Origin of the sequence: Spirillospora sp. CA-128828, assembly GCF_050945415.1 — a bacterium.
Lineage (GTDB): Bacteria > Actinomycetota > Actinomycetes > Streptosporangiales > Streptosporangiaceae > Spirillospora.
The window spans coordinates 2,343,280-2,369,797 of record NZ_CP191986.1 but is presented as its reverse complement, the minus strand read 5'-3'; the positions used below and the strand labels follow the sequence as shown (position 1 = coordinate 2,369,797).

Here is a 26,518-nt window from a genome sequence, read left to right as displayed (position 1 = left end):
GAGCGGTCGGAGAGCGCCGTGCCCGACCGCGCGCGGGCCCGCGCCCTGTTCGAGCGGCTCGCCGTGCTGCCGGAGGGCGACCCGGAGCGCCAGCGCATCCGCGACCAGCTCGTGGAGCTGCATCTGCCGCTGGTGGAGTACCTCGCCCGCCGGTTCCGCAACCGCGGCGAATGGCTGGACGACCTGATCCAGGTGGCCACCATCGGCCTGATCAAGTCCATCGACCGGTTCGACCTGGAGCGCGGCGTGGAGTTCTCCACCTACGCCACGCCCACGATCGTCGGCGAGATCAAGCGGCACTTCCGCGACAAGGGCTGGGCCGTGCGCGTCCCGCGCCGGCTGCAGGAGCTGAAGCTGTCGCTGACGAAGGCGATCAGCGACCTCGCCCAGCGCGAGGGCCGGGCGCCGACCGTCAGCGAGCTGGCCGCGCACCTGCAGATGAGCGAGGAGGAGGTGCTGGAGGGCCTGGAGTCGGCGAACGCCTACTCCACCGTGTCCCTCGACGCCCCCGACTCCGGCGACGAGGACGCCCCCGCGGTCGCCGACTCGCTCGGCATGGTGGACGAGTCGCTGGAGGGCGTGGAGTACCGCGAGTCGCTCAAGCCGCTGCTGGAGAAGCTCCCGGCGCGGGAGAAGAAGATCCTTCTGCTGCGGTTCTTCGGCAACATGACGCAGTCGCAGATCGCAGCCGAGCTCGGCATCTCCCAGATGCACGTGTCCCGGCTGCTCGCCCGCACCCTCGCACAGCTCCGCGAGGGTCTGACCGCCGACGAGTGAGAACGTCAGGGCCCCGGGTCCGTTCCGGGGCCTCGGCCTGCCCGGTCAGTCCTTGGTGGGCTGTTCGTTCAGGCGGTCCTTGAGCCGCCGCCCGAGGGAGCGCGGCTCCTTGCCGGCCGGTTCACCGGCCGCGGCGGTCTTCGCGGGTACGGCTTCCTCCCGCACGTCGCCGTCACCGTCGTCCTGCCCATCGTCCTGGCCATCGTCCTCGTCGTGGTCCTCGACGAGCCACGCGGTGCTCGGCGGGCTGAGCACCGCGATCAGCGCGAGGATCGCGACCACGCCCATCGGGATCGCGATCCCGGGACGCTCGCTCTGCCACAGCGACCAGGCGACCGGCAGCGCGAACAGCTGGGTCAGCACCGCGGGCGCGCGGCTCCACTGGTCGGCGCGCAGCAGCCCGCGGGCGCAGGCCAGCATGCCGAGGCCGCCGGCGAGGGCGAGCACGGTGACCCCGATGGCGCTCGCCGGGTCGACGGCCGCGCCGGTGGCCGTCTCGACGCCGGTGTAGGCGCCGAATCCGACGGCGGCGAGGCCCTCCGCGGCTTCGAGGGCGGCGGCGGCCTGCACGGTGATGGGACGCTTGGTCACACCCCGAAACCCTACTCGCACGGTGCCGCGGCCCGTCCCCCGGGCAAACCGCCGGAGAACGCATCCGGAACGATCGATACCCTGACGCCGTGCGCGCCATGCTCATCGCCAACCCCAAGGCGACCTCCACCTCCCGGCGGGCCCGCGACATCCTCATGCGGGCGTTCACCGGCGACCTCGACCTCGTCCTCGCCGAGACCGGCCACCGCGGCCACGCGACCGAACTGGCCCGGCAGGCGGCCGTGGACGGCTACGACGTCGTGATCGCGCTCGGCGGGGACGGGACGGTCAACGAGGCCGTCAACGGCCTCCTCGCCGACGGCCCCTCCCCCGACCTGCCGGCACTGGCGGTGCTGCCGTCCGGGAGCGCGAACGTGTTCGCCCGCGCGCTCGGCCTGCCCGACGACCCGATCGGCGCGACGAAGGCCGTGCTGGAGGCCCTGCGGGCCGGACGGCACCGCACGGTCGGGCTCGGCACGGCCTGCCACCCGGGCGGCACCGAGCGGTACTTCACGTTCTGCGCTGGCGTCGGGCTGGACGCGGAGGTCGTCCGGGAGGTCGAACGGCGGCGCGAGGCCGGAGTCCGCGCCGACCCGTCGCTGTATGTGCGGACGGCGGTCCGGCATTTCTTCTCCGGAACGGACCGGCGGCGTCCCGCGCTCACTTTGGAACAGCCCGGCCGCCCGCCGAAATCAGGCTTGTTCCTGGCGTTCATCTCCAATACGTCGCCGTGGACTTTCATGGGTCGGCTTCCCGTGAATCCGAGTCCGAAGGCGACCTTCGGGCGCGGCCTCGACGTGTTCGGAATACGTTCCCTGGAGGTCGGCCCGACGCTCGGCGCGCTGGCCCAGATGCTGACGGCGCGCACCCGCCCCCTGCAGGGCAGGCACGTGGTGAACGTGCACGACGCGGCGGAGGTCACGCTGCGCGCGGAGCGTCCGGTGGCCTTCCAGCTGGACGGCGACTACCTGGGCGAGCAGCACAGCGTGACGTTCCGCTCGGTGCCGAAGGCGATCCGCATCGTCATTTGAGGACGCTCGGGCCGCCAGGTGAGAGCCAAGCAACACGTTCGTCTCGCGGGTGTGACACATGCGACACCCATACTTTGAGAATCCTTTCTCAAAGGTCTTGCGTCGACCCTGCCCTCCTGAAACGCTCAAAGTGCGCCAGCCGACAGAGGCCCCAACGCCGCCGGTCGTCTGCTCGCGGCGCCGCCGAACAATCACCCCTGGACCTGGCCACCGCCACCCTGGGCGTTCGCGACATGTGAAACCGTTCACAAAAGTGGAGTGTCTCCACCACCTGACGAAGGAGTGGACCGCATGGACTGGCGCCACCGCGCAGCCTGCCGTGACGTGGACCCCGAGCTGTTCTTCCCGATCGGCAACACCGGGCCCGCGATCCTGCAGATCGAAGAGGCCAAGCAGGTATGCCGGCGCTGCGACGTCAGCGACGCCTGCCTCCGCTGGGCACTGGAGTCCGGCCAGGAATCCGGCGTCTGGGGCGGCATGGGTGAAGACGAGCGCCGCGCCCTGAAGCGTCGCGCCTCCCGCGCTCGCGCCCGCGCCCGCATCTGAACCGCCCCCGCACCCGCCCGCGGCACCGCCTCCGAACCTCCCGGCCGGAGAGCACGACGCCGCGACCGCGACACGAAAGTGCCCGCCGCCCCCGAGGCCGCGGGCACTTCGCGTTTCCCGGCTAGATCCTCCCCGGGCGGTGGTTGTGGTCCAGGGGGATGTCGACGACGACCTCGGTGCCGCCGCCGTCGCGGGGGCTGAATTCCAGGCGGCCGCCCAGTTCCCCGACGATCAGCGTCCGGACGATCTGGAGCCCGAGGCTGTTGCTGCTCTCCACGTCGAAGTCCTCGGGGAGCCCCACGCCGTCGTCGGCGACGACGGCCACGAGCCGCCGGCCGGACGGCGGCTCGCCGCCGCTCTCGTCCGCGGGCGTCCGGGGCTCGTCGGCGCCGGGCGCGGACCACTCGCCCCAGAGCGGCACGCCGCCCGGCTCACGGGGCGGCTCGCCCTCGCCGTAGCGGTGCGCGACGACCTCCAGCGTTCCGAACCGGTGCGCGAGGCCGTGCTCCAGGGCGTTCTGCAGCAGCTCGGTCAGGGCCATCGCCAGCGGCGTGGCGATCTCCGCGGGCAGGACGCCGAAGCTGCCGGTCCGCTTGGGCTCGACCTTCGTCTCCGGTGTGGACACCTCGCCCGCCATCGTGATCACCCGGTCCGCGATGTCGTCGAAGTCGATCAGCTCGTCCGGGGTGTGCGACAGCGTCTCGTGCACGATCGCGATGGATCCCACGCGCCGGACGGCCTCGTCCAGCGCGGCCCGGCCCTCCGGGATGCGCAGCCGCCGGGCCTGCAGCCGCAGCAGCGCCGCGACCGTCTGCAGGTTGTTCTTCACCCGGTGGTGGATCTCCCGGATGGTGGCGTCCTTGGTCATCAGCTCCCGGTCCCGCCAGCGCAGCTCCGTCACGTCCCGGCACAGGACGATCGCGCCGATCCGCGTCCCGCCGACGACCAGCGGGATCGTGCGCAGCTGCATGATCGAGCCGCGCGACTCGACCTCGACCTCGCGCGGGGCGCGGCCGGACAGCACGACGCTGAGCGCCTCCTCCCGCGGCTCGCCGGTGTCGCACAGATCCGCGGTGACCTGGCCGAGCGCCTCGCCGACCAGGTCGGCCGGGAAGCCGAGCCGCCGGTACGCCGACTGCGCGTTCGGGCTGGCGTAGGTGACCTTGCCGGAGCGGTCCAGCCGCATCAGCCCGTCGCCGACCCGCGGCGAGCGGACCATGTTCGGCTCCTCGCCCGGCACCGGGAACCGTCCCTCGGAGATCATCGTGGCGAGGTCGCTGGCGCTCTGCAGGTAGGTCAGCTCCAGCCGGGACGGGGTGCGCGCCGAGCTGAGGTTCGTGCTGCGCTGGATCACCCCGAGGATCTTGGCGCCGCGCCGCACCGGGATCGACTCCTCCCGGACGGGGATGCCGCTGCCCCACTCGGGGTCGCCCTCCCGGACGATCCGGCGCTCCCGCCACGCCACGTCGATCAGCCCGCGCCGGCCCGTCCGGACGACCTTGCCGACGAGGTCCTGCGGGTAGGCGGTGGGCCCGGTCGTCGGCCGCATCTGCGCGATCGCGACCCAGCCGGGGACGGTCGCGCCGGTGTCCAGCGCGCCCCGCTTGCCGCGGTCCGCGCGGGACGTCCCGCCGGCGGGCAGCGTGTCCGCGGACCGCAGCGGCACCCACAGCAGCAGGTCCGCGAACGACAGGTCGGCCAGCAGCTGCCAGTCGGACACCAGCGCGTGCAGCCACTCCAGATCCGTCTCGGTGAGGTCGGTGTGGTCGCGGACCAAATCGGTCAATGTAGGCACGCGACCATCATCGCCCATCGGCTTTGGAGCGGGGGCCGCTGCCCCGCACCCTGCGCGACCTGGCAGGATTCCCGCATGACCGGAGAAGGAGACCCCCTGGCCCGGCTCCGGCACGCGGCCGCCCTGCGCGCCGAGGCCGGGCTGCGCAGGACGCTGCGGCCCCGTCCCGACGGGCTCACCGACCTGGCGTCCAACGACTATCTCGGGCTCGCCGGCGATCCGCGGCTGGTCGAGGGCGCGGTCGCCGCCGCCCGCGCATGGGGCACCGGCTCCACCGGCTCACGCCTCGTCACCGGGACGACCGGCCTGCACGCCGAACTGGACCGGCGGCTCGCCGCGTTCACCGGCAGCGCCGCCGGCCTGGTGTTCTCCTCCGGCTTCCTCGCCAACCTCGGCGCCGTCACGGCCCTCGCCGGACCCGGCACGCTCGTGCTGTCCGACCAGGTCAACCACGCCTCGATCGTGGACGCGTGCCGGCTGTCGCGGGCCCGCGTGGTGATCGTCCCGCACCGGGACACCGCCGCCGTCGAGCAGGCCCTCGCCGAGCGCGAGGAGGACCACGCCCTCATCGTCACCGACGCCGTGTTCTCCGTGGACGGCGATCTCGCGCCGCTGCGCGCCCTGCACGCGGCCGCCCGGGCACACGGCGCGCTGCTGGTGATCGACGAGGCGCACGCGCTCGGCGTCGTCGGCGACCACGGAAGGGGCGCCGCGCACGCCGCGGGCCTCGCGGGCGAGCCGGACGTCGTCCTCACCCTCACGCTGTCGAAGTCGCTGGCCTCCCAGGGTGGCGCGGTGCTCGGCGCGCCCGAGGTGATCGAAACGCTGGTCGACACCGGGCGGTCGTTCATCTTCGACACCGGGCTGAACCCGCCCGCCGCCGGCGCCGCCCTCGCCGCCCTGGAGATCCTGGAATCCGACCCGGAACTCCCCGGCCGGGCCCGCGAGCGGGCACTCCGGCTGGCAAACCTCGCGGCCGGTTCCGGCCTGGAGACCACCGACCCCGCGGCGGCCGTCGTCCCCGTCTTCCTCGGCGAGCCGCACGCCGCCGTCCGGGCCGCCGAGATCTGCGCTGAGCACGGCCTCCGCGTCGGCTGCTTCCGTCCGCCGTCCGTCCCGAAGGGCCGCGCGTGCCTGCGCCTCACCGCCCGCGCGACGCTGGACGAGTCGGACCTCACACGGCTCCGGGCGGCCCTGGCGGAGGTGGCCTCTTCTACCGGCCGTAGTCTTCACACATAACATCGGGGAGAACCCGTGATGAACGTGAGGAGATGCCGTGACGGAGGTCAGGGGCGGGCCCCGGCACGGGGGCGGATTCGAGCACGGATTCGACCGGGCCTCGCTCGGCGACATCGGCAGGCGCCACCCTAACCAGGCGCCCCGGATTCCCAAGTACTACAAGCTCAAAGAGCTGCTCGTCGAGCTGATCCTCTCCCTGCCGGCCGGCAGCCCGCTCCCGCCCGAGCGCACGCTCGCCGAGAAGTACGAGACCTCTCGCACCACCGTCCGCCAGGCGCTCGCCGAACTCGTCGTCGAGGGACGCCTCCAGCGCATCCAGGGCAAGGGCACCTTCGTCGCCAAGCCGAAGGTCGCGCAGGAGCTCCAGCTCGTCAGCTACACCGAGGACATGCGGCACCACGGGCTGCGCCCCGAGACCCGCATCCTGGAGGCCGGCTACGTCAGCGCCGACGAGCGCCTCGCCGCACTCCTCGGCATCCGCCCGGGCGGACGGGTCCTGCGCGTCCACCGGCTCCGCCTCGCCGACGGCGAGCCCATGTCGATCGACACCTCCCACCTCCCGGCCCGCCGCTTCCCCGGCCTGCGCCGCGAACTCCCCCGCCACCACTCCCTGTACGAGACGCTCGCCACCGCCTACGAGGTCCACCTGACCGAGGCCGAAGAGACGATCGAGACCGTCCTCGCCACCCCCCACGACGCGCAGCTCCTGGGCGTGGACGTCGGCCTCCCGATGCTCCTCCTCTCCCGCCACGCCTTCGACGCGACAGGCCAGCCCGTCGAATGGGCCCAGTCCCTCTACCGAGGCGACCGCTACAAATTCACCACCCGCCTCAGCCGCTGACCCCCCGCGCAGCCCCAGGTCACGCGGCATCTAAGGGTCTTCGACCACAAGTTCGAAGGATCTGACTACGCTGGGTACGAACCTTCTCTACGATGACCGGGAGCAGATCGTGAGGGAAAGGTCGCAGAACGTGACAAAGACCGTGGTTTCCAGCCTCGACGGCCTGTCCAACGACACGCTGTTCGGCATGTGGGCGCGCGGCGAAGTCGAGGACCTTCTCGATCTTCCGTACGAGGGAATACGGGTCGAGATCATCGGGGGTCAGATCGTCGTGTCACCGGCACCCAGCTTGGCGCACGCCGGCGTCCTGAGCGACATTGGCGAGGCGTTCACGGTGGCCTCGGTGAAGGAGCCCGACTTCCCATGGGTGACCAGGCAGGTCGTCAACCTCTACCGGGAGACAGCGGGCAAGGGCTGTATCCCGGATCTCATAGTGCTGGACGCGGACGTCCTGGGCGCGACCGTAGAAGCCGACGCCTTCGGAGTGGCACCCGATGAGATCGAGATGGTGGTCGAAGTCACCTCCCGCAGCAATTCCGAGCAGGACCGCCCGCCGATCACCGGACGTCGGCTCGCGGACCCCAACAAATGGTCGCGCTACGCCAAGGTCGAGATCCCTTACTACCTTCTCGTGGATCGATCGCCGAAGGAGGCCAAGACGACCCTCTTCTCCGTCCCGGACCGGTCCACCGGCGCCTACCTGCTCCGGGAGTCGTGGAAGTTCGGAGAGACGATCCGGCTGCCGGAGCCGTTCAACATCGAGATCGAGACCAGCCGTTGGCGGCCATGGAAGTAGAGAACGAACCCGAAACCACGACTCCGCCCATGGCGACGACCGTCGACCAGCGGACGCGGATCGTGATTCACGGAGTGGCCTACCCTCAGGATCCCCGGGGCATGACCACCGAGGAAATTCGGGAACACCTCTTCCTGCCGGAGGAGGCAGCCATTGAAGTCCTCGACCACGAGGATGAGGGAGCCCTCACCGAGGTCGGCATTTCCTGGGCGAAAAGCGTCGACGGCAAGGTCGTCCAGGACCACATTCGCCGAATCATCCGGGAACGAATGATTCACATCGTGTGAACGGGTGGCCGCGTGGGCACACGTTCACCTCCAGTGTCACAGGGTCCCTTCAGGCTCACAGGGTCTGGCTCAGGGCCTTGATGGGCATGTGGAGGTCGGTGAGGAGGTCCAGGTCCTTCTGGGCGGGGCGGCCCAGGGTGGTCAGGTAGTTGCCGACGATGATGGCGTTGATGCCGCCGAGCATGCCGTCGCGGGTGCCGAGGTCGCCGAGGGTGAGTTCGCGGCCGCCCGCGTAGCGCAGGATGGTGCGGGGCAGGGCCAGGCGGAAAGCGGCGATCGTCTTGAGCGCCTCCGTGCCCTCGACCAGCGGGTAGCCGGCGAACGGGGTGCCGGGACGGGGCGCGAGGAAGTTCAGTGGTACCTCGTCGGGCTCCAGCTCGGCGAGCTGCGCGGCGAACTCGGCGCGCTGCTCAATGGTCTCGCCCATGCCGACGATGCCGCCGCAGCACACCTCCATGCCGGCGTCCTTGACCATGCGGAGCGTGTCCCAGCGCTCCTCCCACGAGTGGGTGGTGACCACGTTCGGGAAGTGGGAGCGGGCCGTCTCAAGGTTGTGGTTGTAGCGGTGGACGCCCATCGCGGCCAGCTCGTCCACCTGCTCCTGGGTGAGCATGCCGAGCGAACAGGCGATGTTGATCTCGACGGCGTCGTTGATCGCCTTGACGCCCTCGCGGACCTGCGACATCAACCGCTCGTCCGGGCCGCGGACGGCGGCGACGATGCAGAACTCGGTCGCGCCGGTCTTCGCGGTCTCCTTCGCGGCCTCGACCAGCTCGGGGATGTTCAGCCACACCGACCGGACGGGCGACTCGAACTTGCCGGACTGCGAGCAGAAGTGGCAGTCCTCCGGGCAGCCGCCGGTCTTCAGCGACACGATGCCCTCGACCTCGACCTCCGGCCCGCACCAGCGCATCCGGACGTCGTGGGCGACCGCGAGCAGGTCCTCCAGCCGGTCGTCCGGCAGGGTCAGCACCTCCAGGACCTGGTCTCGCGACAGGCCCTGGCCCTCGTCCAGTACCTGGCGGCGGGCGATGTCGAGGATGTCCGTCACGTGTTCTCCTTGTCGGGGCCGAAGCTGTCGCGGAAGGCGGCGGCGTCGAAACCACCGCCGAACGAGGGGGCCAGGCCGCGGTGCGCGGCCAGCAGGAACTCCGCCGGGTCCAGGGCGCCCGCACCGGCGGGCAGCGCGCCCGACAGCGGCCGGGCCGCGATGGTCTCCAGGTCGCGGATGTTGCTGCGCATGGCGAGGTCCGGGTCGTCCGGCCAGGCGCCGATCACCACCCCGGCGAGCTGCACCCCGCGGTGCGCCATCGCCTCCAGGGTGAGCGCGGTGTGGTTGAGCGTGCCGAGGTCGGGGCGGGCCACGACGACGACGGCGGCGCCGAGCCAGCGCGCCAGGTCCGCGATCGTGGTGCCCTCCTCGTCGTAGCGGACGAGCAGCCCGCCCGCGCCCTCGACCAGCACCAGGCGCCGGCTGCTCGCCAGTTCCTGGACGCGTTCGGCGACGTCCGGCAGCCGGACGGGCGGGACCCCGGCGCGGCGCGCGGCGGCGGCCGGGGACAGCGGGTCCGGGAACCGCGCGAACTCGTGCACGTCGTCCAGCCCGGCGAGGCGGCGCACCTCCGCGAGGTCACCGGGCTCCCCGGCGCGGGCGCCCGTCTGGCCGGGCTTGACGACGGCGACCGGTGCGCCGCGCACGGCGGCGACCGCGGCCAGTGCCGCGGTGACGACGGTCTTCCCGACACCCGTGCAGGTCCCGGTGACGATGAGCACGCTCACAAGGCGGCACACTAGCGCGGGCCCTCGACCCGGTCCGCCGCCGGACCCCACAGTCTTCGCCCGGGAGATTTTGTAACCGGCGGAACCCGGGCAGGCGCCGTGGCGTCCAAGCGTCATGGCCGGTCCGCACACACGCTCCCGCCGGGTGCCGGCACTCGCCTGCGCCGCCATGGCCGCCGCGGCCCTGACCGCGTGCGGCGACGACTCCGGCACGGCGGCGCCCGCGTCCCCCGCACCCACCACGTCCACGACGTCGTCGCCCCCCAAGGACTCCCCCACGGGCGAGAAGCTCGTCCTGCGCTGGCGCAAGACCGGCGGCATCGCCGGTCTCGGCCGCCCGGGAAGCCTCCCCGAGTTCTCCCTCTACTCCACGGGACGCGCGGTGGCCGCGTCCCAGAACACCGCGTCCCGGAACCCCCAAGGCAAGCCGACCGAGTACCGGCTGAAGCCGGACGCGGTGCGGCGCCTCCTGGACGAGGCCCGCGCCGCCGGCCTCGGCCGCTCCCACACGGTGGGCTCCGGCCAGGTCGCCGATGCGATCACCACGGTCGTCACCGTGGGAGACGCGACGACCCGGGTCGTCCAGCCCGAGTCGCAGGCGGGCCCGGAGGCGCGTTTCCTCAAGAGGCTCGACCCGGCCGCCTGGTCCGCATCCGACCAGGCGGCCAAGCCGAGGCCGTACACGCCGGCGAAGACGGCCGTGCTGGCGGGCCCGGCCACGGGGGGCACCGTCAAGAACTGGCCGCTGGAGCCGCTCGGCAAGGGCTCCCAGGTGGGGGCCGCCATCTGCACTGTCGCCCAGCCCAAGAAGATCCCGGCGACCGGCGGCGACGTCGCCTGGCGCAGCGAGGGCAAGACCTACTCCGTCCGCCTCCGCCCCTTCCTCCCCGGCGAGTCGTCCTGCCAGGACCTCACCTGACCTGGTTACCGACCACCGAGCCGCAGGGCGAGGTACACCGAAATGCTCGACGCGGCCGTCGACGACCCTTCGTCGGAGGAGACCGCATACCTGCTCAAGAGCCCTGAGAACGCGCTTCGTATGCTGGCGTCCTTCAAACACCTGGAACTGGGCGGCGGGGAGTGAGACTGTGATCGTTCGGGTGGCTCGGACGGACGAGTACGAGCTGGTCGGCGAGCTGACCGTCGAGGTCTACGTCCACGGCGGGCTGGTGAATCCCGCGTCGCCGTACGTGAGCACGTTGCGGAACGCCGCCGACCGGGCCGCCAACGCCGAGTTGCTCGTCGCCGAGGTCGAGGGCGAGGTGGTCGGCGCGGTCGCGTACTGCCCGCCGGGAAGCCCCTACGCGGAGCTGGCCGGGCCGGACGAGGCGGAGTTCCGGATGCTCGCCGTCCGGAAGACGGCGCGTGCCAGTGGCGTCGGACGTGCCATGGTCCGTGCCTGCGCCGAGCGGGCCCGGACGGCGGGGCTCGCCGGGCTGCGCTTGTCGACACAGCGGAACATGGACTCCGCCCAGCGTCTCTATGAGCGCATGGGGTTCGTCCGCACCCCCGACCGGGACTGGGCGCCCGCCCCCGGCGTGGACCTGCTGACCTACGCGCTGTCCTTCTAGGAAGCGTTCGCCATCGCACCGTGGACGGAGCAGCGGGCCGTCCAGCCCAGCGGCGTGACCTGGACGATCATGCGGCGGCGGCAGTGCGCGCAGTAGCGGGGCGGTTCCATCTCGCGGGCGGCGCGGCAGGACGCGTGGTCGCCCTCGGGGGCCGGGTCGCCGCAGCGGTCGCAGTAGATCGGGTCGTTCGGAGGCACGGCGTCACCCTACGCGGGCGCGCATGCGCCCGACGATCCCGGTGTCGTAGCCGCCGTCCGCGAACTCGGGACGGTCGAGGAGTTCGCGCAGGAAGCGCAGGTTAGTCGGCGGCCCCTCGATGCGGAACGCGTCGAGGGCGGCGCGGGCGCGTGCCAGCGCGTGGGCGCGGTCGTCGCCGTGGACGCACAGCTGGGCGAGCAGCGGGTCATAGGAGGAGGTGACGGTGTTGCCCTCGGCGTATCCGGCGTCGATGCGGATGCCGTCGCCGACGGGCTCCTCCCACACCGTGATCTCGCCGGTGCCGGGCAGGAACCGCCGCGGGTCCTCCGCGTGGATGCGGAACGCGATCGCGTGGCCGCGCGGCGCCGCCTCGGTGAAGGAGACGGGCTCGCCGGCGGCGACGCGGAACTGCTGCTCCACGAGGTCGATGCCGGTGACCGTTTCCGTGAGGGGGTGCCCGGCGTCCAGGCGGGTGTTCATCTCCAGGAAGAAGAAGTTCTGCGTGACCGGGTCGACGAGGCATTCCACGGTTCCGGCGCCGCGGTAGCCGACCGCCTCGCCCGCGCGGACGGCGGCGGCCAGCATCCGTTCGCGCAACTCCGGGGTGATGCCCGGTGACGGTGTCTCCTCGACGACCTTCTGGTGGCGGCGCTGGACGGAGCAGTCGCGCTCGCCCAGCGCGAGGACGGTGCCGTCGGCGAGGCCGAGGATCTGCACCTCCACGTGCCGGGCGCCCTCCACGAACCGCTCCAGCAGGATGTCCCCCTGCCCGAAGAGCCGCTCGGCGCGGGTGCGGGCGGTCTCGAACGCCTCGCGCAGCGACTCCGCTTCGTGCGCGGCGGCCAGGCCGATGCCGCCGCCTCCCAAGGCGGGCTTCACCATGACGGGGTAGCCGATGCGCTCGGCCTCCTCGACCGCCGTCGCGGCGTCCGGGACGGGCTCCCAGACGCCGGGCGCGACCGGGACGCCCGCCTCCTTCATCAGGTTCCGGGCGTTGATCTTGTCGCTCATCCGCGCGATGGCGAGCGGCGGCGGGCCGACCCAGACGAGGCCGTTCCCGGCCACCTGCCGGGCGAACACGGCGCTCTCGGCGAGGAACCCGTAGCCGGGGTGGACGGCCTGCGCGTTCGTCCGGCGCGCGGCCTCCAGCATCGCGGCGGTGTTCAGGTAGCCGCGGGACGGGTCGGCGGGTCCGATCAGGACGGCCTCGTCCGCCTCCGCCACGAAGGGCAGGCCGTCGTCGGCCTCCGAGTACACCGCGATGGCCTTGAGCCCCATCGAGCGGGCGGTGTGCACGATCCGTCCGGCGATCTCCCCGCGGTTCGCCACGAGCACGGACTCGAACACCTGCGGACCCCCTCGGGAATCGGGCGGGACCGGGCGTCCCGACCCGGCCGAGACTAGTGGGGGCGGCCCCGTCGTGTCCGGCCGTGGGGCCCACAAGTGCCGGTCCGTTGGTTGTGGCGGCTCACCCCCGCGTTACGCGGGGGTGAGGAGGCCGGCGTCCACGACGGCCCTGCCGAAGGGCCGGGCCAGTTCGGCGAGGCGCTCGCAGCCGTCCTCGCCGAGGGCCGAGTAGGCGGGGAGTGCCAGCGCGTCGGTGCGGTCCTCGATGTGCCGGCGGAAATCCTCGCCCTCGGTGGTGAGGGATTCGCCGTCCAGCAGGCCTCGGCCGCGAAGACGCTCGACGGTCGCGTCCCATTCGGCGGCGGGCCACGCCCGGGTGGCCTTCAGGAACGGCGTGGGGATGGTGCCGGTGGCGGCGTGCAGGACGAGGGCCTCCAGCGGGGTTACGCCCTCGGCGGTCAGGACGGCGACGTGCCCGTCGCCGCGGAACTCACGCAGCAGGGTCTGGGCCCACCAGAGCCGGAGGATCGGCTCGTCCGGCCAGGGCAGGGCCGCGTGCGCCGCGTAGAGGGGCCGGCCCTGGGCGTGGTCGCGGGCGCCCTCGGCGGCGCGGCGGGCCAGGGCGAGCGTCTCCTCCAGGCCGGAGAGCCGGTCGACGCCGGCGCGGCGGAGGGCGGCGCCCGCCGCCTCCGCCCGCGCGGCGAGCAGCTGCTCCGGGGTCGCCTTCTCCCAGGCCGCCGGGAGTGCGCGGCGGACGACGGCGGGGTTGAAGTTGTAGAACGTCGCGATGACGACCTCGGCCGAGGCGCGTCCGAAGGCCGCCGCGCGGGACGCGAAGTAGCCGGCCCGTGCGTCCAGGCCGAGTGCGGCGTACCGCTCGGGCGCCTCCGGCACGAAATAGATCATGCCGTGCACCGGTTCCAGCCGCCGCCATGCCTGCCGTGCAGCTCGCATCCGCCGCCTCCGTGTCGCCATGTCGCGGTGTCGCCGCGCGCTGTGGTCGACCGGACGGCGGGGGAGCATACCGACCGGTCGGGATGCGAATCTAATTCTAGTCGCGACCGCCGTCAACACTCAGTGGCAGTGCCCCGCCTCCGCCCCGGTGGAAGGCGCGGGCCCGACCCCATGGGCCGGGCGCGGGCGCAGCGAGAGGATCTCCGCACCACCGACAGCGCGATCTTCGCGCAGGCACGGGTTGCTCGCCGTGACCAGCCCGTCGAGGGGGAGTCCGGGCGGCGCAGTGGCCGCCGACGAACCGTTCCTAAACAGTGTTCGGGAGTGGGTCTTGGGTCCACAGCCCGGTACTGCGCGCGTCCCGAACGGTGTTGGACGCGCTGGTTGCCCGCGTTCGTTGAGCATGGCCCGCCCGGCGGCGCGCATCGTGTGCACGGTCCGTGGCAGGGTGGCGGGTTCCCTGACGTCCCGAGGCGCCGGTCGGGCCTGGACGGTCCGATGCCCCTGCTCATCACTCCGGTGAACAGGGGGCGGTGCCGTCCGTCGCCGGATCGGATGTCCCTGGGCGCGTCGCCCGATCGCGATGCTCGCCGCATCGTGCCGGGTGGTCTTTCGGGTCGTACTGGTGAGCGGTCTCTGCCAGTGCTGGGCGCCCCACTTACTGGTGTAGGCGGGGTCGACGGCGATTATCGTGATGCCTGTGGCGTCGGCCATCGAGGTCAGCCGGGCCCGCAGCCGCCCGGTCGGCATGCCGCAGATCAGCTGCCTGAACCGTTTGCGGCGGCCGTGCTTCTCCCGCGTCTTTTCCTTGGCAAAGTCCAGGTCCTCGACCGCGATCGCGCGCACACCGCAGGTTCTGGCCCAGCGCAGCAGCCTCGTGAGGGTGTGCCGGACCTGCGCGTCACGATGGCCGGACGAGCCGGACAGGTCATAGCCGAAACGGCGCGGATCGCCGACGGGATTGCCGTGTACGTCCAGCCGCCAGGCAGCCAGATGGTCGGCATTGGTATCCACCCCGATCACCCCCTCGGCCAGTGCGGCGGCCATGGGGACGGGCGGGGTTCGGGGGATCTGCCAGGAGGCGGTAAGGTACCAGCGGCCCCGGGACACACCCAGATGGATGCGGTAGGCAACCGCCCGGTCGTCCGCCACCCGGTCGGCCCACTCGGTACCCCGATGCGCGAAGGCGACGCGGGCGGCCAACACGTACCGGCCGTGCGGGACGTTGGCCAAGTGCGCCAGCGGGGCCGGAAGCCTGATGGACACCTCGCCGCCGGGAGTGACGCGGATGGTCTCGTTGCCGTACCGCTTGCCCGACTCCCCGTCGGCCTGCAAGAACCAGCGTTCGGCCTCCCATCTCTCGCGCCACTGGTTCTCGGTGAGTTGCGCATCATCCAGATGATGCCGGTTGCGGGCCAGGCGTTTACCGCCCCGCACCACGTGCACCACACCGGCCTCGAAGTCGGCGCGCTCGGCCGCCAGCCGTTCGCGCAGCACCCGCAGGCGGCGGGACTTGGCGAACCACTCCTGCCGGGACCGGTAGCCGCCCGGCGCCCGTTTGGTGCCCTTCTCGCCGACCGGCAGTGACAACCGGCGCTCGATCGTCTGCACACCCGCCTGCAGGGACTGGAGGTGGGCGTACTGGCAGCGGCGGGCCAGCGCCCACTGATCATGGGACGCCTTGGTGATCGACCCGGCCCACCGCGCCGACGACGCGCCCGTCAGCCCCCGCTTGCGGACCGCCCAGGTAGCATTGCAGTGCTCCACCCCATCGGTGCACCTGGCCTTGAGGTCACGCGAAGCCAACGACCCCAGATGGCCGCCGACCAGCCGCAGCACCTGTTCGTCACGCGCGGTCACGCCCTTGAGCCGGTCCCGGACCGCCACCCCGCATGGCCCAGCGGCAACGAAGGGCGGATCGATCGCACGCAACCCCGACTCAGCCACACCCGGCCGCCTTCGGCGAGGTCCGACCGGACCGCCCTTGCGGTGCGGCGGCCACCTCATTGGACAATCCCGGACAGTGACATGGCGGCTACTTTATGTTCTGGACATCGAACACGCAATCGACCACGCGGCAAACGACGAACCCGCCCGCTTCCGGCCGCCGGTCTACGTGACCATCTGGAGCTGACCGGGGCCGCACGGTGTCGTGCGGCCCCGGTGCCCCGGATCAGCCCGCCGCGATGATCTTCTCGGCGACCTGCGCCGGGACCTCCGCGTAGGCGGCGAACTGCATGGTGAAGACGCCGCGGCCGGACGTCATGCCGCGGAGGTGCCCGACATAGCCGAACATCTCCGACAGCGGGACGAGGGCCTGGACGATCCACGCGCCCGCGCGTTCGCCCGTCCCCTCGATCCGGCCCCGGCGGGCGTTCAGGTCGCCGATCACCGAGCCGAGGTACTCCTCGGGGGTGGTGACCTCGACGGTCATCACCGGTTCGAGCAGCACCGGGGACGCGCGGCGGACCGCCTCCCGGAACGCCAGCGAGCCGGCGATCTTGAAGGCGAGCTCGGACGAGTCGACGGGGTGGAAGTCACCGTCCAGCAGGGTGACCCGCACACCCGTCATCTCGTGCCCGGCGAGGACGCCGGTCTGCATCGCCTCCTGGCAGCCCGCGTCCACGGACGGGATGAACTCCTTCGGGATCCGCCCGCCGGTGACCTGGTTGACGAACTCGTACCCGTCCTCGATGGGTTCGAGGGAGATCTGCACCTTCGCGAACTGGCCCTTGCCCCCGGTCTGCTTGCGGTGCGTGACGTCGACCCGCTCCACCGCCGACCGGACCGTCTCCCGGTAGGCGACGCGCGGCCGGCCGACGTTCGCCTCGACGCGGAACTCCTCCTTCATCCGGTCGATGAGGATCTCCAGGTGGAGTTCGCCCATGCCGCCGATGACGGTCTGCCCGTTCTCGTCGTGGACCTGGAACGACGGGTCCTCCTCCGAGAGCCGCTGGATGGCGACGCTCAGCTTCTCCATGTCGCCCTTGGACCTCGGCTCGATCGCGACCTCGATGACCGGGGCCGGGAAGTCCATGGACTCCAGGATCACGGGATGGGCGTCGTCGCACAGCGTCTCGCCGGTGGTGGTCTGCTTCAGGCCCATGACGGCGACGATGTCGCCCGCGCCCGCCGACTCGATCTCCTCCCGCGTGTCCGCGTGGATGCGGTAGATCTTGCCGATCCGCTCCTTCCTCGACTTGACGCTGTTCAGCACCGGCGCGCCCGACTCCAGCCGCCCGGAGTAGATCCGGACGAAGGTGAGCCGGCCCAGATGCCGATCGCTCATGATCTTGAACGCGAGCGCGGCCAGCGGCGCGTCGTCCGGCACGTCGGCGACGTCCAGCGGCGACGGCAGGTACCGCACGACCGCGTCCAGCAAGGGCTGGACGCCCTTGTTCTTGAACGCGCTGCCGCAGAGCACCGGGGTGACGGCGGACGCGACCGTGAGCCGCCGGATCGCCGCGTGCAGCTGCTCCTGCGACGGCTCCGCACCGCCCAGGTACAGCTCCATGACCTCCTCGTCGTGCTCGGCGACCGTCTCGACGAGCGCGGCCCGCCATCGGCGGACGTCCTCGGCCATGCCGGACGTAACGTCCACGACCGCGTGGCCGTCGTCCGACCAGACGTGCGCGCGCCTGGACACGAGGTCGACGACGCCCGCGAACCCGGCCTCCGCCCCGATCGGCAGCTGCGTGACCAGCGGAACGGCCCCGAGCCGTTCCCGGATCATGTCCACGCACCGCAGGAAGTCGGCGCCGGCCCGGTCGAGCTTGTTCACGAAGCAGATCCGCGGCACGCCGTAACGGTCGGCCTGCCGCCACACCGTCTCCGACTGCGGCTCGACGCCCGCGACACCGTCGAACACGGCCACGGCCCCGTCGAGCACCCGCAGGCACCGCTCGACCTCGATGGTGAAGTCGACGTGCCCGGGCGTGTCGATCAGATTGATCGTGTGCTCCATCCCATTGACGGCCCAATGGCATGTCGTGGCCGCCGACGTGATGGTGATGCCCCGGTCGCGTTCCTGCTTGGTGTAGTCGAGCGCGGTGTTCCCGTCGTGCACCTCGCCGATCCGGTGCGACACACCGGTGAAGAAAAGGATCCGCTCGGCGGTCGTCGTCTTACCGGCGTCGATGTGCGCCATGATCCCGATGTTGCGGACCTTGGTCAGTGCAAGGGTCGAGGTTGTCATCGGGGATCCTCCTCATCTCTCTGATGACGACCGCCGCCGGACAAGATCGTCCCTTAACGGCAAGGTGACGGTAACGGCAGGAAGGGGAGGACCGCGACGGGTTTTCCGGCTATGTGGCGATCTCGCGGAGGGTCCGGATGACGCTCTGGAGGTGGGCCCGGGCGGCCCGTTCGGCGGCGGGCGGGTCGTGCGCCGCTATGGCGTTGATGATCTCCAGATGCTGCGGGAGGGAGACCTGGGGGCGGCCCGGGTGCATGGCCAGCCGGAACTGGTGGCGGACGTTCTGGGCGCGGAGGCGTTCGAGGACGCCGGAGGCGGTCCCCTGACCGCTGATCTCGCGGACGCGGCTGTGGAGGCGCTCGTTCAGCCGGGAGTAGCCCATGACGTCTCCGGAGGAGACGGCGGCGCGCATCTCATCGCCGATCGCCTGGAGGCCGGCGATGTCGGACGGGGTGGCGTGTTCGGCGGCCTTGGCGGCGCACAGGCCCTCGATCACCATCCGGACCTCGGAGATCTCGACGGCCTCCGTGAGCGAGACGGCGCGGACGCGGGCGCCGCGGTTCTGGACGCGCTCGATGAGGCCCTCGTTGGCGAGCTCGACGAGGGCCGCGCGGACCCCGGCGCGGCTCGCGCCGAACCGCTCGGACAGGTCGGCCTCGATCAGCCGCTGGTTCGGGACGAACTCGCCGGTCAGGATCGCCTCCCGGATCCCGGCCACCACGTCGCTCACGGGCTCCCCCAGATTGTCGCCAATTTTGTCGCTGATCTAGGGTAGCCCGTGGCAGGGGGATCCCGGTCGCGGAGGAGGGACGATATGGCGGTTGTCGCCGTTCTGGGGCTCGGTGAGGCGGGCGGCGCGATCGCGCGCGACCTCGTCGCGGCGGGAGCGGTGGTGCGCGGATACGATCCGGCCGTCGCGGCGTCCGGCGGGATGGTCCAGGCCGGGAGCGAGGCGGAGGCCGCGGAAAGCGCCGGTCTGGTGCTGAGCGTCAACAGCGCGCACGACGCGGTGGCGGCGCTGAAGGCCGGGATCGGCGGGGTCGGGGACGGCGTCGTGTGGGCCGATCTGAACACCGGGTCGCCGGGGTTGAAGCGGGAGCTGGACGCGATCGCGGGGCAGGGCGGGGTCCGGTTCGCGGACGTGGCGATCATGGCGCCGGTACCGGGCCGCGGGCTGCGCACGCCGATGCTGGCCTGCGGGGAGGGCGCCCGCGACGTCGCCGCGATCCTCACCCCGTCCGGTGCGGAGATCGACGTGCTGGACGCGGAGGCCGGCGTGGCCGCCGGACGCAAACTGCTCCGCAGCGTGTTCTTCAAAGGGCTGGCCGGCTCGGTGGTGGAGGCGCTGGAGGCCGCGCGGGCGGCGGGCTGCGAGGACTGGCTGCGCGAGAACATCGTCGCCGAGCTGGCGGCGGCCGGTGAGCACACCGTGGACCGGCTCGTCGGCGGGACGTACAAGCACGCCGTCCGCCGCGCCGCCGAGATGGAGGCGGCGGCGACCATGCTGGACGAGCTGGACGTCCCGCCGGCGATGGCCGCCGCCAGCCGCGACCTGCTGAGGCGCCTCTCCGGCTGACCTGCCTCCAGCCGGCTCCCTAGCCGACCGGCGGGGTTCCGTGGGTGTGGAACGACTCGATGGTCTTCAGGCCCCATGCCTGCCCCTTGGCGCGTTCCGCCTCCGTCCAGGTGATCGTCTTCCAGTCGGGTGCGAGGACCAGCCGGGCGCACGGGTTGCACAGCTCGACGCGGTTGCCGCCCGGCTCGTAGACGTAGAGGAAGAACGTCTGCTGGATGGCGTGCTTGTGCGGTCCCGTCTCGATGAAGACGCCGTTGTCGAGGAAGATGTCGGCAGCGCGGAGGATGTCCTCACGGGTGTCTGTGGCGAACGCGATGTGGTGCAGGCGGCCGTTGCTGCGCGTCCGGTCGCGGGTGTAGACGAGGTCGTAGGACTTGTTGGTGAAGGTGACCCAGCGCCCGGCGATGGTGCCGTCGTCCAGCCGGATCTGCTCGGTGGGATGCCCGCCCAGGACGTCCCGCAGGAAATCGGTGCTGGGCTCGACCTCGGCGGCCAGGAAGTTCACGTGGTCGAGGCGGCGGACGCAGACGCCGAGCGCCGGGTACGCCTGCGCCTGGTTCTTCAGGGCCGGCGCCAGCTCGGGCGGCGCCTGGTACCACTCCGACTCCCAGTAGATCTCCAGCTCGTGTCCGTCGGGGTCGCGGAAGATATAGGTCGGGCCGATGCCGGGGTCGCCGTCCCGCCAGCCGATGCCGAGCCCGGCCGCCTCGATCGCCGCGACGCGCCGGTCCAGGGCCTCCTGCGAGGACGCCCGCAGGCCCGTCCGCCGGATTCCGGACGTGCTGTGCGCGGTGAGCTTGAGGGTGTGGTGTTCGTAGTCGTCCCACGTCCGCAGGTACACCGAGTCGCCCTCGGCGCCGACCTCGGTGAGGCCCATGACGCGGGTGAAGAACCACAGGCTCCGGTCCGGTTCGGGCGTCAGCAGCTCGACGTGGCCGACGTGCGCGATCTCGTGCTTGATGGTCACAGGGAACTCCGGGGGAAGACGGTGCCGTCGAAGAGCTTGCGGGCCGTCCGGACGATTCCGGCCCGCCGGACAGTCGTGCCGTCGAGCTCGACCGTCACGTCGAGCCGTCCGGTGGGGTGCTCGATGCTCATCGGCGCGCCGGGCGGCGGAGGCTCGGCGAGGTCGTGGCCGACGGCGCCGCCGATCAGCGCGGCGGTCGCGACGGTGACGGCGCCGAGCACGCCGATCGAGGTGTGCGTGCGCAGCGGGATGAAAGTGCGGGTGCAGATCGTCCCGCCGTCGCGGGGCGGCGCGACCAGCGTCGTCTTGGGCACCGAGGAGGCCGAGACGTCGCCGAGGCCCATCAGCTCACCGGCCTGGAGCCGCAGCGACTGGATCCTGTCCCGCAGATGGGACAGGTCGGTCTCGTACCCGGTGACGCCGAACGAGGACGCGGCGGCGACCACGACCGGCATCCCGTTGTCGGCGCACGTGACCTCGACGCCGTCGATCACATCGCGGAGACGCCCGGTGGGCAGCAGCGCCCCGCAGGACGACCCTTCCGTCCCCGCGAAGTCGAGGTCGATCCGTGCGGCCGTGCCGGGCACCCCGGAGATCTCGGTGCCGCCCTCGTAGCCGACGGCTCCGCCGGGTGTCGGGAACGTCGCGGTCGCGACGCTTCCGGAGTTGAGCATCCTGATCCGGACGCTCGTCTCGTCCGGCTTCGCCGCGACCAGGCCGCGCTCGACCGCGAACGGGCCGACGCCCGCGAGCAGGTTCCCGCAGTTCTGCCGGTCGGAGACCGTCGCCTCCTCCACGCCGGGCTGCAGGAACAGGTAGTCGATGTCGGCGGCGCCGTCGGCGCTCGCCGAAACGACCGCGACCTTGCTCGTCAGCGGGTGCGCCCCGCCGACCCCGTCGATCTGCCGGGGGTCCGGGCTGCCCATGATCCGCAGCAGCAGGTCGTCGCGCTCGGGGGCGGCGGACGGCAGGTCCCCGCCCAGGAAGTAGGCCCCCTTGGACGTCCCACCGCGCATCAGCATGCAGCGCACGCCGTTCACGCGTCGTACTCGCCGTACTCGACGTACTCGATGCCCATCCCGGGCAGCCGGTCCCGCAGCCCGTACCGGTCGAGGCCGAGTTCGCCCTTCCGGAACGCCGCCCGGGTGGCGGCCTCCTTCTCCTCGCGGGCGCGTGCGGCGCCGGCGGCCTCCCGGACCGACGCGCGCGGGACGCACATCACCCCGTCGTCGTCGGCGAGGATCGCGTCGCCCGGCCGGATCACCTGCCCGCCGATCGTCACCGGGACGTTCACCGCGCCCGGTGTCGCCTTCACCGTCCCCTGCGCGCTGACGGCCGCCGACCACACGGGGAAGCCCATCGCGCGCAGGTCGGCGACGTCCCGCACCCCGGCGTCGATGACGAGCCCGCGCACTCCCCGGTACTGCAGCGCGGTCGCGAACAGCTCGCCGAACATCCCGTCGGTTGACGGCGACGTGGTCGTCACCACCAGCACGTCGCCCGGACGGCACTGCTCGACCGCGAGGTGGATCATCAGGTTGTCGCCCGGCCAGGACAGCACCGTCACGGCGGAGCCGGCGATCCGCGTTCCCGCCTGCACCGGGCGCAGGGACGGGCCGAGATACCCCGTGCGTCCGGTCGCCTCGTGGACGGTCGCGACCCCGTACGTGCCCAGCTCGTCCAGCGCGGCGGCCTCGGCCCGCGGAGGGTTCGTGACGACGACCGTCCTCACGCCAGCACCCCCGTCGTCTGCGGGTACAGCCGGACGTACGCCTCGGCCATCGTGTCGTGCGGCAGGCCCAGGTTCGGGCCCGCGTTCCGCTTCAGCTGGACGCCCCGCCGCTTCGCCAGATCGGTGTAGTAGTCCCACATGTGCACCTGCGCCGGAAGGCGCTCCATCGCCTTGCGCTTGCGCTCGAACACCGGCGTGATGTCCAGCAGGACGTCCGGTTTGAAGTCGCACTGCTCCGGCTGGTGCGGCTCGAAGAAGAACACCGGCGGGGCGCCCAGCGGCTCGCCCGGCGCCTCGTACCCGATGGCCTGCGCGAGCACCCGCGCCTGCAACGCCATCCGCGCCGCGGCCGGATGGTCGCCGTTGTACGGGTCGGCGAGCGTGTGCGTCAGGACGACGGCCGGCTCGAACTCCCGGTACACCCGGACGAGACGGTCGACCAGCTCGGGCGTCTCGCGCAGCGGGTAGTCCCCGGCGTCCAGGAACTCGATCTCGGCGCCCAGTTCCGCCGCCGCGGCCTCCGCCTCGCCCCGGCGCAGCTCCTTGATCTCCTCCAGGCCCTTGCCCTCCCGCCAGGCGCGGGCCGACTCGCCGCGCTCGCCGTAGCTCAGGCACACGACCTTCGCCCGGTCACCGCGCGAGGCGGCCAGGGCGATCGCGCCGGCGGCGCGCCACACGAAGTCGCCCGCATGGGCGCTCACGACGAGCAGGGGGCTGGGCGGGGCAGAAGTACTCATGGCCCCACCCTCCAGCCTTGTAACCCAAATTGTCAACAATTCTGCAAACATTAGGGCGGCGGGTGCGGGCGTCGAACACGGAAGCCACCGCGCGGCTCGGCGGGGGATGTGACGAGCCGCGCGGTGGCCGGTTCCGGGGGCTTACCCCTTGGCGGGGTTCAGCGCGGCCAGAGCCGCGGGGGTGAGCTTGGCGGCGCGTTCCCGTTGCGGGAAGCGGCCGACGTCGATGCGGGCGACCTCCTTGGCCGTCCGGTAGTCGATCACGGAGATCTGGTCGTCCTCGGCCAGCGAGACGAAGCAGTCGTGGCCGTTCGGGCTCGTCTGCGTCCAGTACGGCAGGGCGTCGGTGGCGTAGTGGACGGTGCCGTCCGTGGTCAGGCCGGGACGGGACACGATGGAGACGTAGTCGTCGATCGTCCCCGCCATGCACAGCTTGGTCTCGTCGGCGTTCATGGCCATGCCGTGGTGCGCGGAGTTCTGCGGGTAGTCGTCCGGCTTCATCTTGGCGGCCTTGTCGCTGAACGGCATCTGCACCGTCCGTGTGGTCTTCCCCGCGGTCAGGTCGTACTCGATGAAGCCGTTGAGGTAGGACAGCTGCGCGAACATCGTCTTGTTGTCGCGCGTGAACACCGCCGGGCGGATCCCGTAGTCGAAGGTGTAGGTGCGCAGCGGCTTGAAGGTCGCCGCGTCCACCGCCGTCACGGCCTTCGACCCTTTGAGCGCGTTGAGGAGTTTCGGCAGAGAGGTGATGCCGATGCTGGAGTTGTAGAGGATCCGGCCGTCCGGCGAGTAGTCGTTGGCGTGCGGGTAGGTCCCGGTGGCGAAACTCGTTTCCAGCGACCCGGTGGCGGTGTCGATGACCTCGGCCTTGCTCGCGGTGGTGGCGCTGACGACGAACCGTTTCCCGTCCGGGGAGAGGGCGGCGTGGTCGGCCTTGAACCCCTCGGTCTTGTGCCGCCACAGCATCCGCTTCGTGGCGATGTCGAACGCGACGGCGTCCGACAGCGCGCCTCTGGACACGTAGATGGTGGCGCCGTCCGGTGACACGGCCATGTCGTCGACGAGCTTGCGGTAGCCCTGCGCGGCGTTGACGGCCTCGTAGCCGATGCGCTCGGCGGGCGTCATCGCGTCCAGGCGTTCCTGCAGATCGGGGACGACGTTGATGGAGCCGAGGTTCGCGTAGGTGCCGGTGTCGATGAAGCTGACGGTGCCGCCCTGGCCGTTGCCGACGGCCATGACGTCCCGGAGCGCGGCGGCCTTCGCGGGCACCGCACCGGTCATCGCGGTCGCTGCCAGGACGGCGCAGCCGAGCAGCGCGGTACGCCTCCGGAGACTTCTGGAAGGCATGTCGTCCTCCTGGGGGTGGGGTCTCCAGTTTGAAAACGGCCGTGTTCAACCTTGTGGTTACTGGACAGTAAGCCAGGGTGATGTGCGGCACAAGACCCAGTTGCGGGAAAATGCCGTCCGGGCGAGCGGAGGGAACGACGTGGCGGGCAGGCGCGCGACACCGACCGGCAGGTACGGCGGCCGGTCGGCGGCCGAGCGGCGCGCCGAGCGCCGCCGCCGGTTCCTGGACGCCGGGCTGGAGATGTTCGGCCGCGGGCCCGGCTACCGGGGCACCACCGTGGCCGCGCTGAGCGAGGCGGCGGGGCTGTCCACCCGCCAGTTCTACGAGGAGTTCAGCACCCTGGAGGACCTGCTCGCCGAGCTGCATCTGGAGGTCAACGACGCGGCCGAACGGGACGTCGTCGCCGCGCTCCCGTCCGTCGAGGGCCTCGGCCTCGCCGAGCGCACGGCCCGCCTCTTCCGCGCCTACGCCGCCAGCATCACCGGCGACCGGGCCCGGATCCGGATCGCGTTCGTCGAGATCGTCGGCGTCAGCCCGCGGATGGACCGGCAGCGGCTCACCCGCCGCGCCCGCTGGGTCGAGTTCATCTGCGCCGAGGCGGCCGCCGCCGCCGGCCGCGGCGAGATCGCCGACCGCGACTACCGGATCGCCGCCACCGCGTTCATCGGCAGCATCAACGGACTCCTGCACGACTGGAGCGCCGGCTGGGTCGACGCGACCCTCGACGAGGTCATCGACGAGCTCGTCCTGATGCTTCTCGGCCGGCTTCGCGCACCGGGGTGACGATGCCGAGGCGTGCGCCGGCGGGGTCGGTCATGACGGCGAACCGCCCGGGCCTGATGTCGGTCGGCGGAAGGTGGATGCGCGCTCCCAGGCCGGCGGCCCGCGCGGCGATGGCGTCGCAGTCGGACACCCAGAAGAACGGGACCCAGTGGGGCTCGAAGCCGGCCGGCCCCAACTCCGCCAGGGGGACCATGCCCGCCACGGTCCAGTCACCGATCTTCCAGTTGGTGTACGTGGGCGTGTAGTAGGAGCGGTCCACGGCCTTCCAGCCGAAGACGGCGCCGTAGAAGCGGCGGGCGCCCTCGGTGTCGTGGGCGGCGAGTTCGACCCAGCACATGGCGGACGGTTCGTCGACGACATCGGCGCCCTGGAAGTCGTACGGCAGCCAGAGCGCGAAGTCGGCGCCCTCCGGGTCGCAGCAGTGGGCCATCCGCCCGAGGTTGGCGGCGTCGCCGGGTTCGCTCAGCTCCTGGCCCCCCATCGCGCGCACGGTCTCCAGCGTGGCCTCCATGTCGTCGGTCCGGAAGTAGCAGGTCCAGGTCGGCTGCATGGAGTCGTCCGCGAGCGGCTGCATGCCGGCGACCGCCGGACCGCCCACGTCGCGCAGGGTGAAGACGTAGTACTCGCCGAGCGAACCGGTCAGCGTGTAGGCGTACCAGCCGAACACTTCGCAGTAGAAGCGCTTGGACGCGCGCACGTCAGGGCTGGCCAGTTCGGCCCATGTCGGGTAGCCGGGGGCGTGTGCGGTCACCTCGGGCATCGCCGGATCCTCGAAGCTCGCATACCACCACGCTAAGGACGCGGACGCAATCTACGGCCACGCAAATCACCAAGATCACCCAAACGTTGGACCTGCGCGGACGCTCACCACGGTCTGCAGGAGACCCCAGACGAAATGGGCGGCGTAGGTGGCTCCGTCCGGCCCGGTGAGGGTCGCGTGCCAGCGGCTCGGCACCTCGCCGTCCTGGTGCGCCACGGCACCGAACCGCTCGTCGACGTCCCCGACGACGCAGGACCAGGGGACGAGGTCGTGGACGCTCTTCAACCGCGGCACGGGGACGCCGTCGTCCCGGACGAGCCACTCGTGCATGACAGCGCCGTCCGGGCCCATCATGATCTCGAAGCGCAGGCCGGGCCAGAGGGACAGCGGCGGCCACCACGCCACCTCGCAGGCGACGTCGCCGATCGGCCGCTCCTCGACGGCGGCGGGCGGGCCGAGGACGGCCTCGTAACGGCGGCGTCCGCGCGGAAACGTCCGGGACCGCACGATGCGCTGCCAGCGCGCGTTGACGCTCCGCATCTCCGTGCGGGACGCATCGAGCGAACGCATCGCGTCCTCGACGAGACCCGGCTGGTAGTCGGCCATCCGGCGGAGCAGCACGAGCTGGAACTCCCGCCGCGCGAATCCCTTCATCTCCGGTCACGCTA

General features: G+C 71.8%; 29 protein-coding genes. 12 read left to right on the top strand and 17 right to left on the bottom strand.

Annotation, left to right across the window (positions count from 1 at the left end):
* Positions 1–18 precede the first annotated feature (18 nt).
* Positions 19–777 carry an RNA polymerase sigma factor SigF gene (locus ACQPXG_RS11865; RefSeq protein WP_392901449.1) on the top strand — a complete coding sequence of 253 codons (759 nt, stop codon included), beginning with the start codon at positions 19–21 and terminating at the stop codon, positions 775–777.
* A gap of 45 nt (positions 778–822) precedes the next feature.
* On the opposite strand, the gene ACQPXG_RS11860 is transcribed toward ACQPXG_RS11865, so the two are convergent.
* Positions 823–1,368, bottom strand: coding sequence for a hypothetical protein (locus tag ACQPXG_RS11860; protein WP_433467704.1), 546 nt, complete (start codon positions 1,366–1,368; stop codon positions 823–825).
* 89 nt (positions 1,369–1,457) lie between these two features.
* Between ACQPXG_RS11860 and ACQPXG_RS11855 the strand changes: the two genes are divergently transcribed.
* Together ACQPXG_RS11855 and ACQPXG_RS11850 are read left to right on the top strand one after the other, a co-directional pair.
* Positions 1,458–2,399 carry a diacylglycerol/lipid kinase family protein gene (locus tag ACQPXG_RS11855; protein ID WP_433467703.1) on the top strand — a complete coding sequence of 314 codons (942 nt, stop codon included), beginning with the start codon at positions 1,458–1,460 and terminating at the stop codon, positions 2,397–2,399.
* Positions 2,400–2,690: 291 nt separating this feature from the next.
* Positions 2,691–2,945, top strand: coding sequence for a WhiB family transcriptional regulator (locus ACQPXG_RS11850; protein ID WP_433467702.1), 255 nt, complete (start codon positions 2,691–2,693; stop codon positions 2,943–2,945).
* A 121-nt stretch (positions 2,946–3,066) separates the two neighbouring features.
* Here the strand turns inward: ACQPXG_RS11850 and ACQPXG_RS11845 are convergent, their stop codons facing one another.
* Positions 3,067–4,740 carry a histidine kinase N-terminal domain-containing protein gene (locus ACQPXG_RS11845; protein WP_433467701.1) on the bottom strand — a complete coding sequence of 558 codons (1,674 nt, stop codon included), beginning with the start codon at positions 4,738–4,740 and terminating at the stop codon, positions 3,067–3,069.
* Positions 4,741–4,815: 75 nt separating this feature from the next.
* On the opposite strand from ACQPXG_RS11845, the gene ACQPXG_RS11840 reads away from it, so the two are divergent.
* The 4 genes from ACQPXG_RS11840 to ACQPXG_RS11825 all read left to right on the top strand — a co-directional run bounded on the left by ACQPXG_RS11840 (position 4,816) and on the right by ACQPXG_RS11825 (position 7,903).
* Positions 4,816–5,979 carry an 8-amino-7-oxononanoate synthase gene (locus ACQPXG_RS11840; RefSeq protein WP_433467700.1) on the top strand — a complete coding sequence of 388 codons (1,164 nt, stop codon included), beginning with the start codon at positions 4,816–4,818 and terminating at the stop codon, positions 5,977–5,979.
* A 112-nt stretch (positions 5,980–6,091) separates the two neighbouring features.
* Entirely contained in the window at positions 6,092–6,820 is a 729-nt protein-coding gene (locus ACQPXG_RS11835) for a GntR family transcriptional regulator (RefSeq protein WP_433469944.1), read from the top strand.
* 130 nt (positions 6,821–6,950) lie between these two features.
* Positions 6,951–7,616, top strand: a complete 666-nt coding sequence (locus ACQPXG_RS11830) for a Uma2 family endonuclease (RefSeq protein ID WP_433467699.1) — start codon at positions 6,951–6,953, stop codon at positions 7,614–7,616.
* 29 nt (positions 7,617–7,645) lie between these two features.
* The gene (locus ACQPXG_RS11825; protein WP_433467698.1) at positions 7,646–7,903 is read left to right on the top strand and encodes a hypothetical protein; all 258 of its coding nucleotides are present in this window, start codon (positions 7,646–7,648) and stop codon (positions 7,901–7,903) included.
* Between the two features lie 55 nt (positions 7,904–7,958).
* Here the strand turns inward: ACQPXG_RS11825 and bioB are convergent, their stop codons facing one another.
* Both bioB and bioD read right to left on the bottom strand, forming a co-directional pair.
* Positions 7,959–8,954 (bottom strand): biotin synthase BioB, encoded by a 996-nt coding sequence (bioB, locus tag ACQPXG_RS11820; RefSeq protein WP_433467697.1) that lies wholly within the window; start codon positions 8,952–8,954, stop codon positions 7,959–7,961.
* The gene (gene bioD / locus ACQPXG_RS11815) at positions 8,951–9,682 is read right to left on the bottom strand and encodes a dethiobiotin synthase (protein ID WP_433467696.1); all 732 of its coding nucleotides are present in this window, start codon (positions 9,680–9,682) and stop codon (positions 8,951–8,953) included. Before bioD ends, bioB begins: the two co-directional genes overlap by 4 nt.
* A gap of 145 nt (positions 9,683–9,827) precedes the next feature.
* On the opposite strand from bioD, the gene ACQPXG_RS11810 reads away from it, so the two are divergent.
* From ACQPXG_RS11810 to ACQPXG_RS11800, 3 genes are read left to right on the top strand one after another with little or no spacing between them, the layout of a single operon-like run.
* Positions 9,828–10,601, top strand: coding sequence for a hypothetical protein (locus ACQPXG_RS11810; protein WP_433467695.1), 774 nt, complete (start codon positions 9,828–9,830; stop codon positions 10,599–10,601).
* Between the two features lie 42 nt (positions 10,602–10,643).
* Positions 10,644–10,766: a hypothetical protein gene (locus tag ACQPXG_RS11805; RefSeq protein WP_433467694.1), complete on the top strand. Its 123-nt coding sequence runs from the start codon at positions 10,644–10,646 to the stop codon at positions 10,764–10,766.
* A gap of 4 nt (positions 10,767–10,770) precedes the next feature.
* Positions 10,771–11,253 carry a GNAT family N-acetyltransferase gene (locus ACQPXG_RS11800; RefSeq protein WP_433467693.1) on the top strand — a complete coding sequence of 161 codons (483 nt, stop codon included), beginning with the start codon at positions 10,771–10,773 and terminating at the stop codon, positions 11,251–11,253.
* On the opposite strand, the gene ACQPXG_RS11795 is transcribed toward ACQPXG_RS11800, so the two are convergent.
* From ACQPXG_RS11795 to ACQPXG_RS11770, 6 genes are all read right to left on the bottom strand, one after another.
* Complete coding sequence (locus ACQPXG_RS11795; protein ID WP_433467692.1) at positions 11,250–11,450, bottom strand: hypothetical protein; 201 nt, start codon at positions 11,448–11,450, stop codon at positions 11,250–11,252. The two genes, ACQPXG_RS11800 and ACQPXG_RS11795, sit on opposite strands and share 4 nt — an antisense overlap.
* A gap of 4 nt (positions 11,451–11,454) precedes the next feature.
* Positions 11,455–12,798, bottom strand: a complete 1,344-nt coding sequence (locus tag ACQPXG_RS11790) for an acetyl-CoA carboxylase biotin carboxylase subunit (protein WP_433467691.1) — start codon at positions 12,796–12,798, stop codon at positions 11,455–11,457.
* A gap of 132 nt (positions 12,799–12,930) precedes the next feature.
* Entirely contained in the window at positions 12,931–13,752 is an 822-nt protein-coding gene (locus ACQPXG_RS11785; protein ID WP_433467690.1) for an SCO6745 family protein, read from the bottom strand.
* Between the two features lie 120 nt (positions 13,753–13,872).
* The gene (locus ACQPXG_RS11780) at positions 13,873–15,612 is read right to left on the bottom strand and encodes an IS200/IS605 family accessory protein TnpB-related protein (protein ID WP_433467689.1); all 1,740 of its coding nucleotides are present in this window, start codon (positions 15,610–15,612) and stop codon (positions 13,873–13,875) included.
* Between the two features lie 313 nt (positions 15,613–15,925).
* On the bottom strand, positions 15,926–17,947 hold the full coding sequence (gene fusA, locus ACQPXG_RS11775) for an elongation factor G (protein WP_433467688.1): 2,022 nt from the start codon (positions 17,945–17,947) through the stop codon (positions 15,926–15,928).
* 109 nt (positions 17,948–18,056) lie between these two features.
* Positions 18,057–18,677 carry a GntR family transcriptional regulator gene (locus ACQPXG_RS11770; RefSeq protein ID WP_433467687.1) on the bottom strand — a complete coding sequence of 207 codons (621 nt, stop codon included), beginning with the start codon at positions 18,675–18,677 and terminating at the stop codon, positions 18,057–18,059.
* A gap of 84 nt (positions 18,678–18,761) precedes the next feature.
* Between ACQPXG_RS11770 and ACQPXG_RS11765 the strand changes: the two genes are divergently transcribed.
* Positions 18,762–19,523, top strand: coding sequence for a DUF1932 domain-containing protein (locus ACQPXG_RS11765; RefSeq protein WP_433467686.1), 762 nt, complete (start codon positions 18,762–18,764; stop codon positions 19,521–19,523).
* 19 nt (positions 19,524–19,542) lie between these two features.
* Here ACQPXG_RS11765 and ACQPXG_RS11760 read toward each other — a convergent pair whose 3' ends face one another.
* The 5 genes from ACQPXG_RS11760 to ACQPXG_RS11740 form a co-directional block, all read right to left on the bottom strand.
* Complete coding sequence (locus ACQPXG_RS11760; protein ID WP_433467685.1) at positions 19,543–20,490, bottom strand: catechol 2,3-dioxygenase; 948 nt, start codon at positions 20,488–20,490, stop codon at positions 19,543–19,545.
* Positions 20,487–21,530: a 4-oxalomesaconate tautomerase gene (locus ACQPXG_RS11755; protein ID WP_433467684.1), complete on the bottom strand. Its 1,044-nt coding sequence runs from the start codon at positions 21,528–21,530 to the stop codon at positions 20,487–20,489. Before ACQPXG_RS11755 ends, ACQPXG_RS11760 begins: the two co-directional genes overlap by 4 nt.
* Positions 21,527–22,222, bottom strand: a complete 696-nt coding sequence (locus ACQPXG_RS11750; protein WP_433467683.1) for a 4-carboxy-4-hydroxy-2-oxoadipate aldolase/oxaloacetate decarboxylase — start codon at positions 22,220–22,222, stop codon at positions 21,527–21,529. The genes ACQPXG_RS11755 and ACQPXG_RS11750 overlap by 4 nt, the downstream gene beginning before the upstream one ends.
* Positions 22,219–22,959, bottom strand: a complete 741-nt coding sequence (locus tag ACQPXG_RS11745) for a PIG-L deacetylase family protein (RefSeq protein WP_433467682.1) — start codon at positions 22,957–22,959, stop codon at positions 22,219–22,221. The genes ACQPXG_RS11750 and ACQPXG_RS11745 overlap by 4 nt, the downstream gene beginning before the upstream one ends.
* A 141-nt stretch (positions 22,960–23,100) precedes the next feature.
* A complete protein-coding gene (locus ACQPXG_RS11740; RefSeq protein WP_433467681.1) occupies positions 23,101–24,306 on the bottom strand; it encodes a YncE family protein in 1,206 nt (401 codons plus the stop codon).
* Between the two features lie 139 nt (positions 24,307–24,445).
* Between ACQPXG_RS11740 and ACQPXG_RS11735 the strand changes: the two genes are divergently transcribed.
* Entirely contained in the window at positions 24,446–25,090 is a 645-nt protein-coding gene (locus ACQPXG_RS11735) for a TetR/AcrR family transcriptional regulator (RefSeq protein WP_433467680.1), read from the top strand.
* Here ACQPXG_RS11735 and ACQPXG_RS11730 read toward each other — a convergent pair.
* Positions 25,038–25,850 (bottom strand): VOC family protein, encoded by an 813-nt coding sequence (locus ACQPXG_RS11730; protein ID WP_433467679.1) that lies wholly within the window; start codon positions 25,848–25,850, stop codon positions 25,038–25,040. The two genes, ACQPXG_RS11735 and ACQPXG_RS11730, sit on opposite strands and share 53 nt — an antisense overlap.
* A 75-nt stretch (positions 25,851–25,925) precedes the next feature.
* Entirely contained in the window at positions 25,926–26,504 is a 579-nt protein-coding gene (locus ACQPXG_RS11725; RefSeq protein ID WP_433467678.1) for a hypothetical protein, read from the bottom strand.
* Between the last annotated feature and the right edge of the window lie 14 nt (positions 26,505–26,518).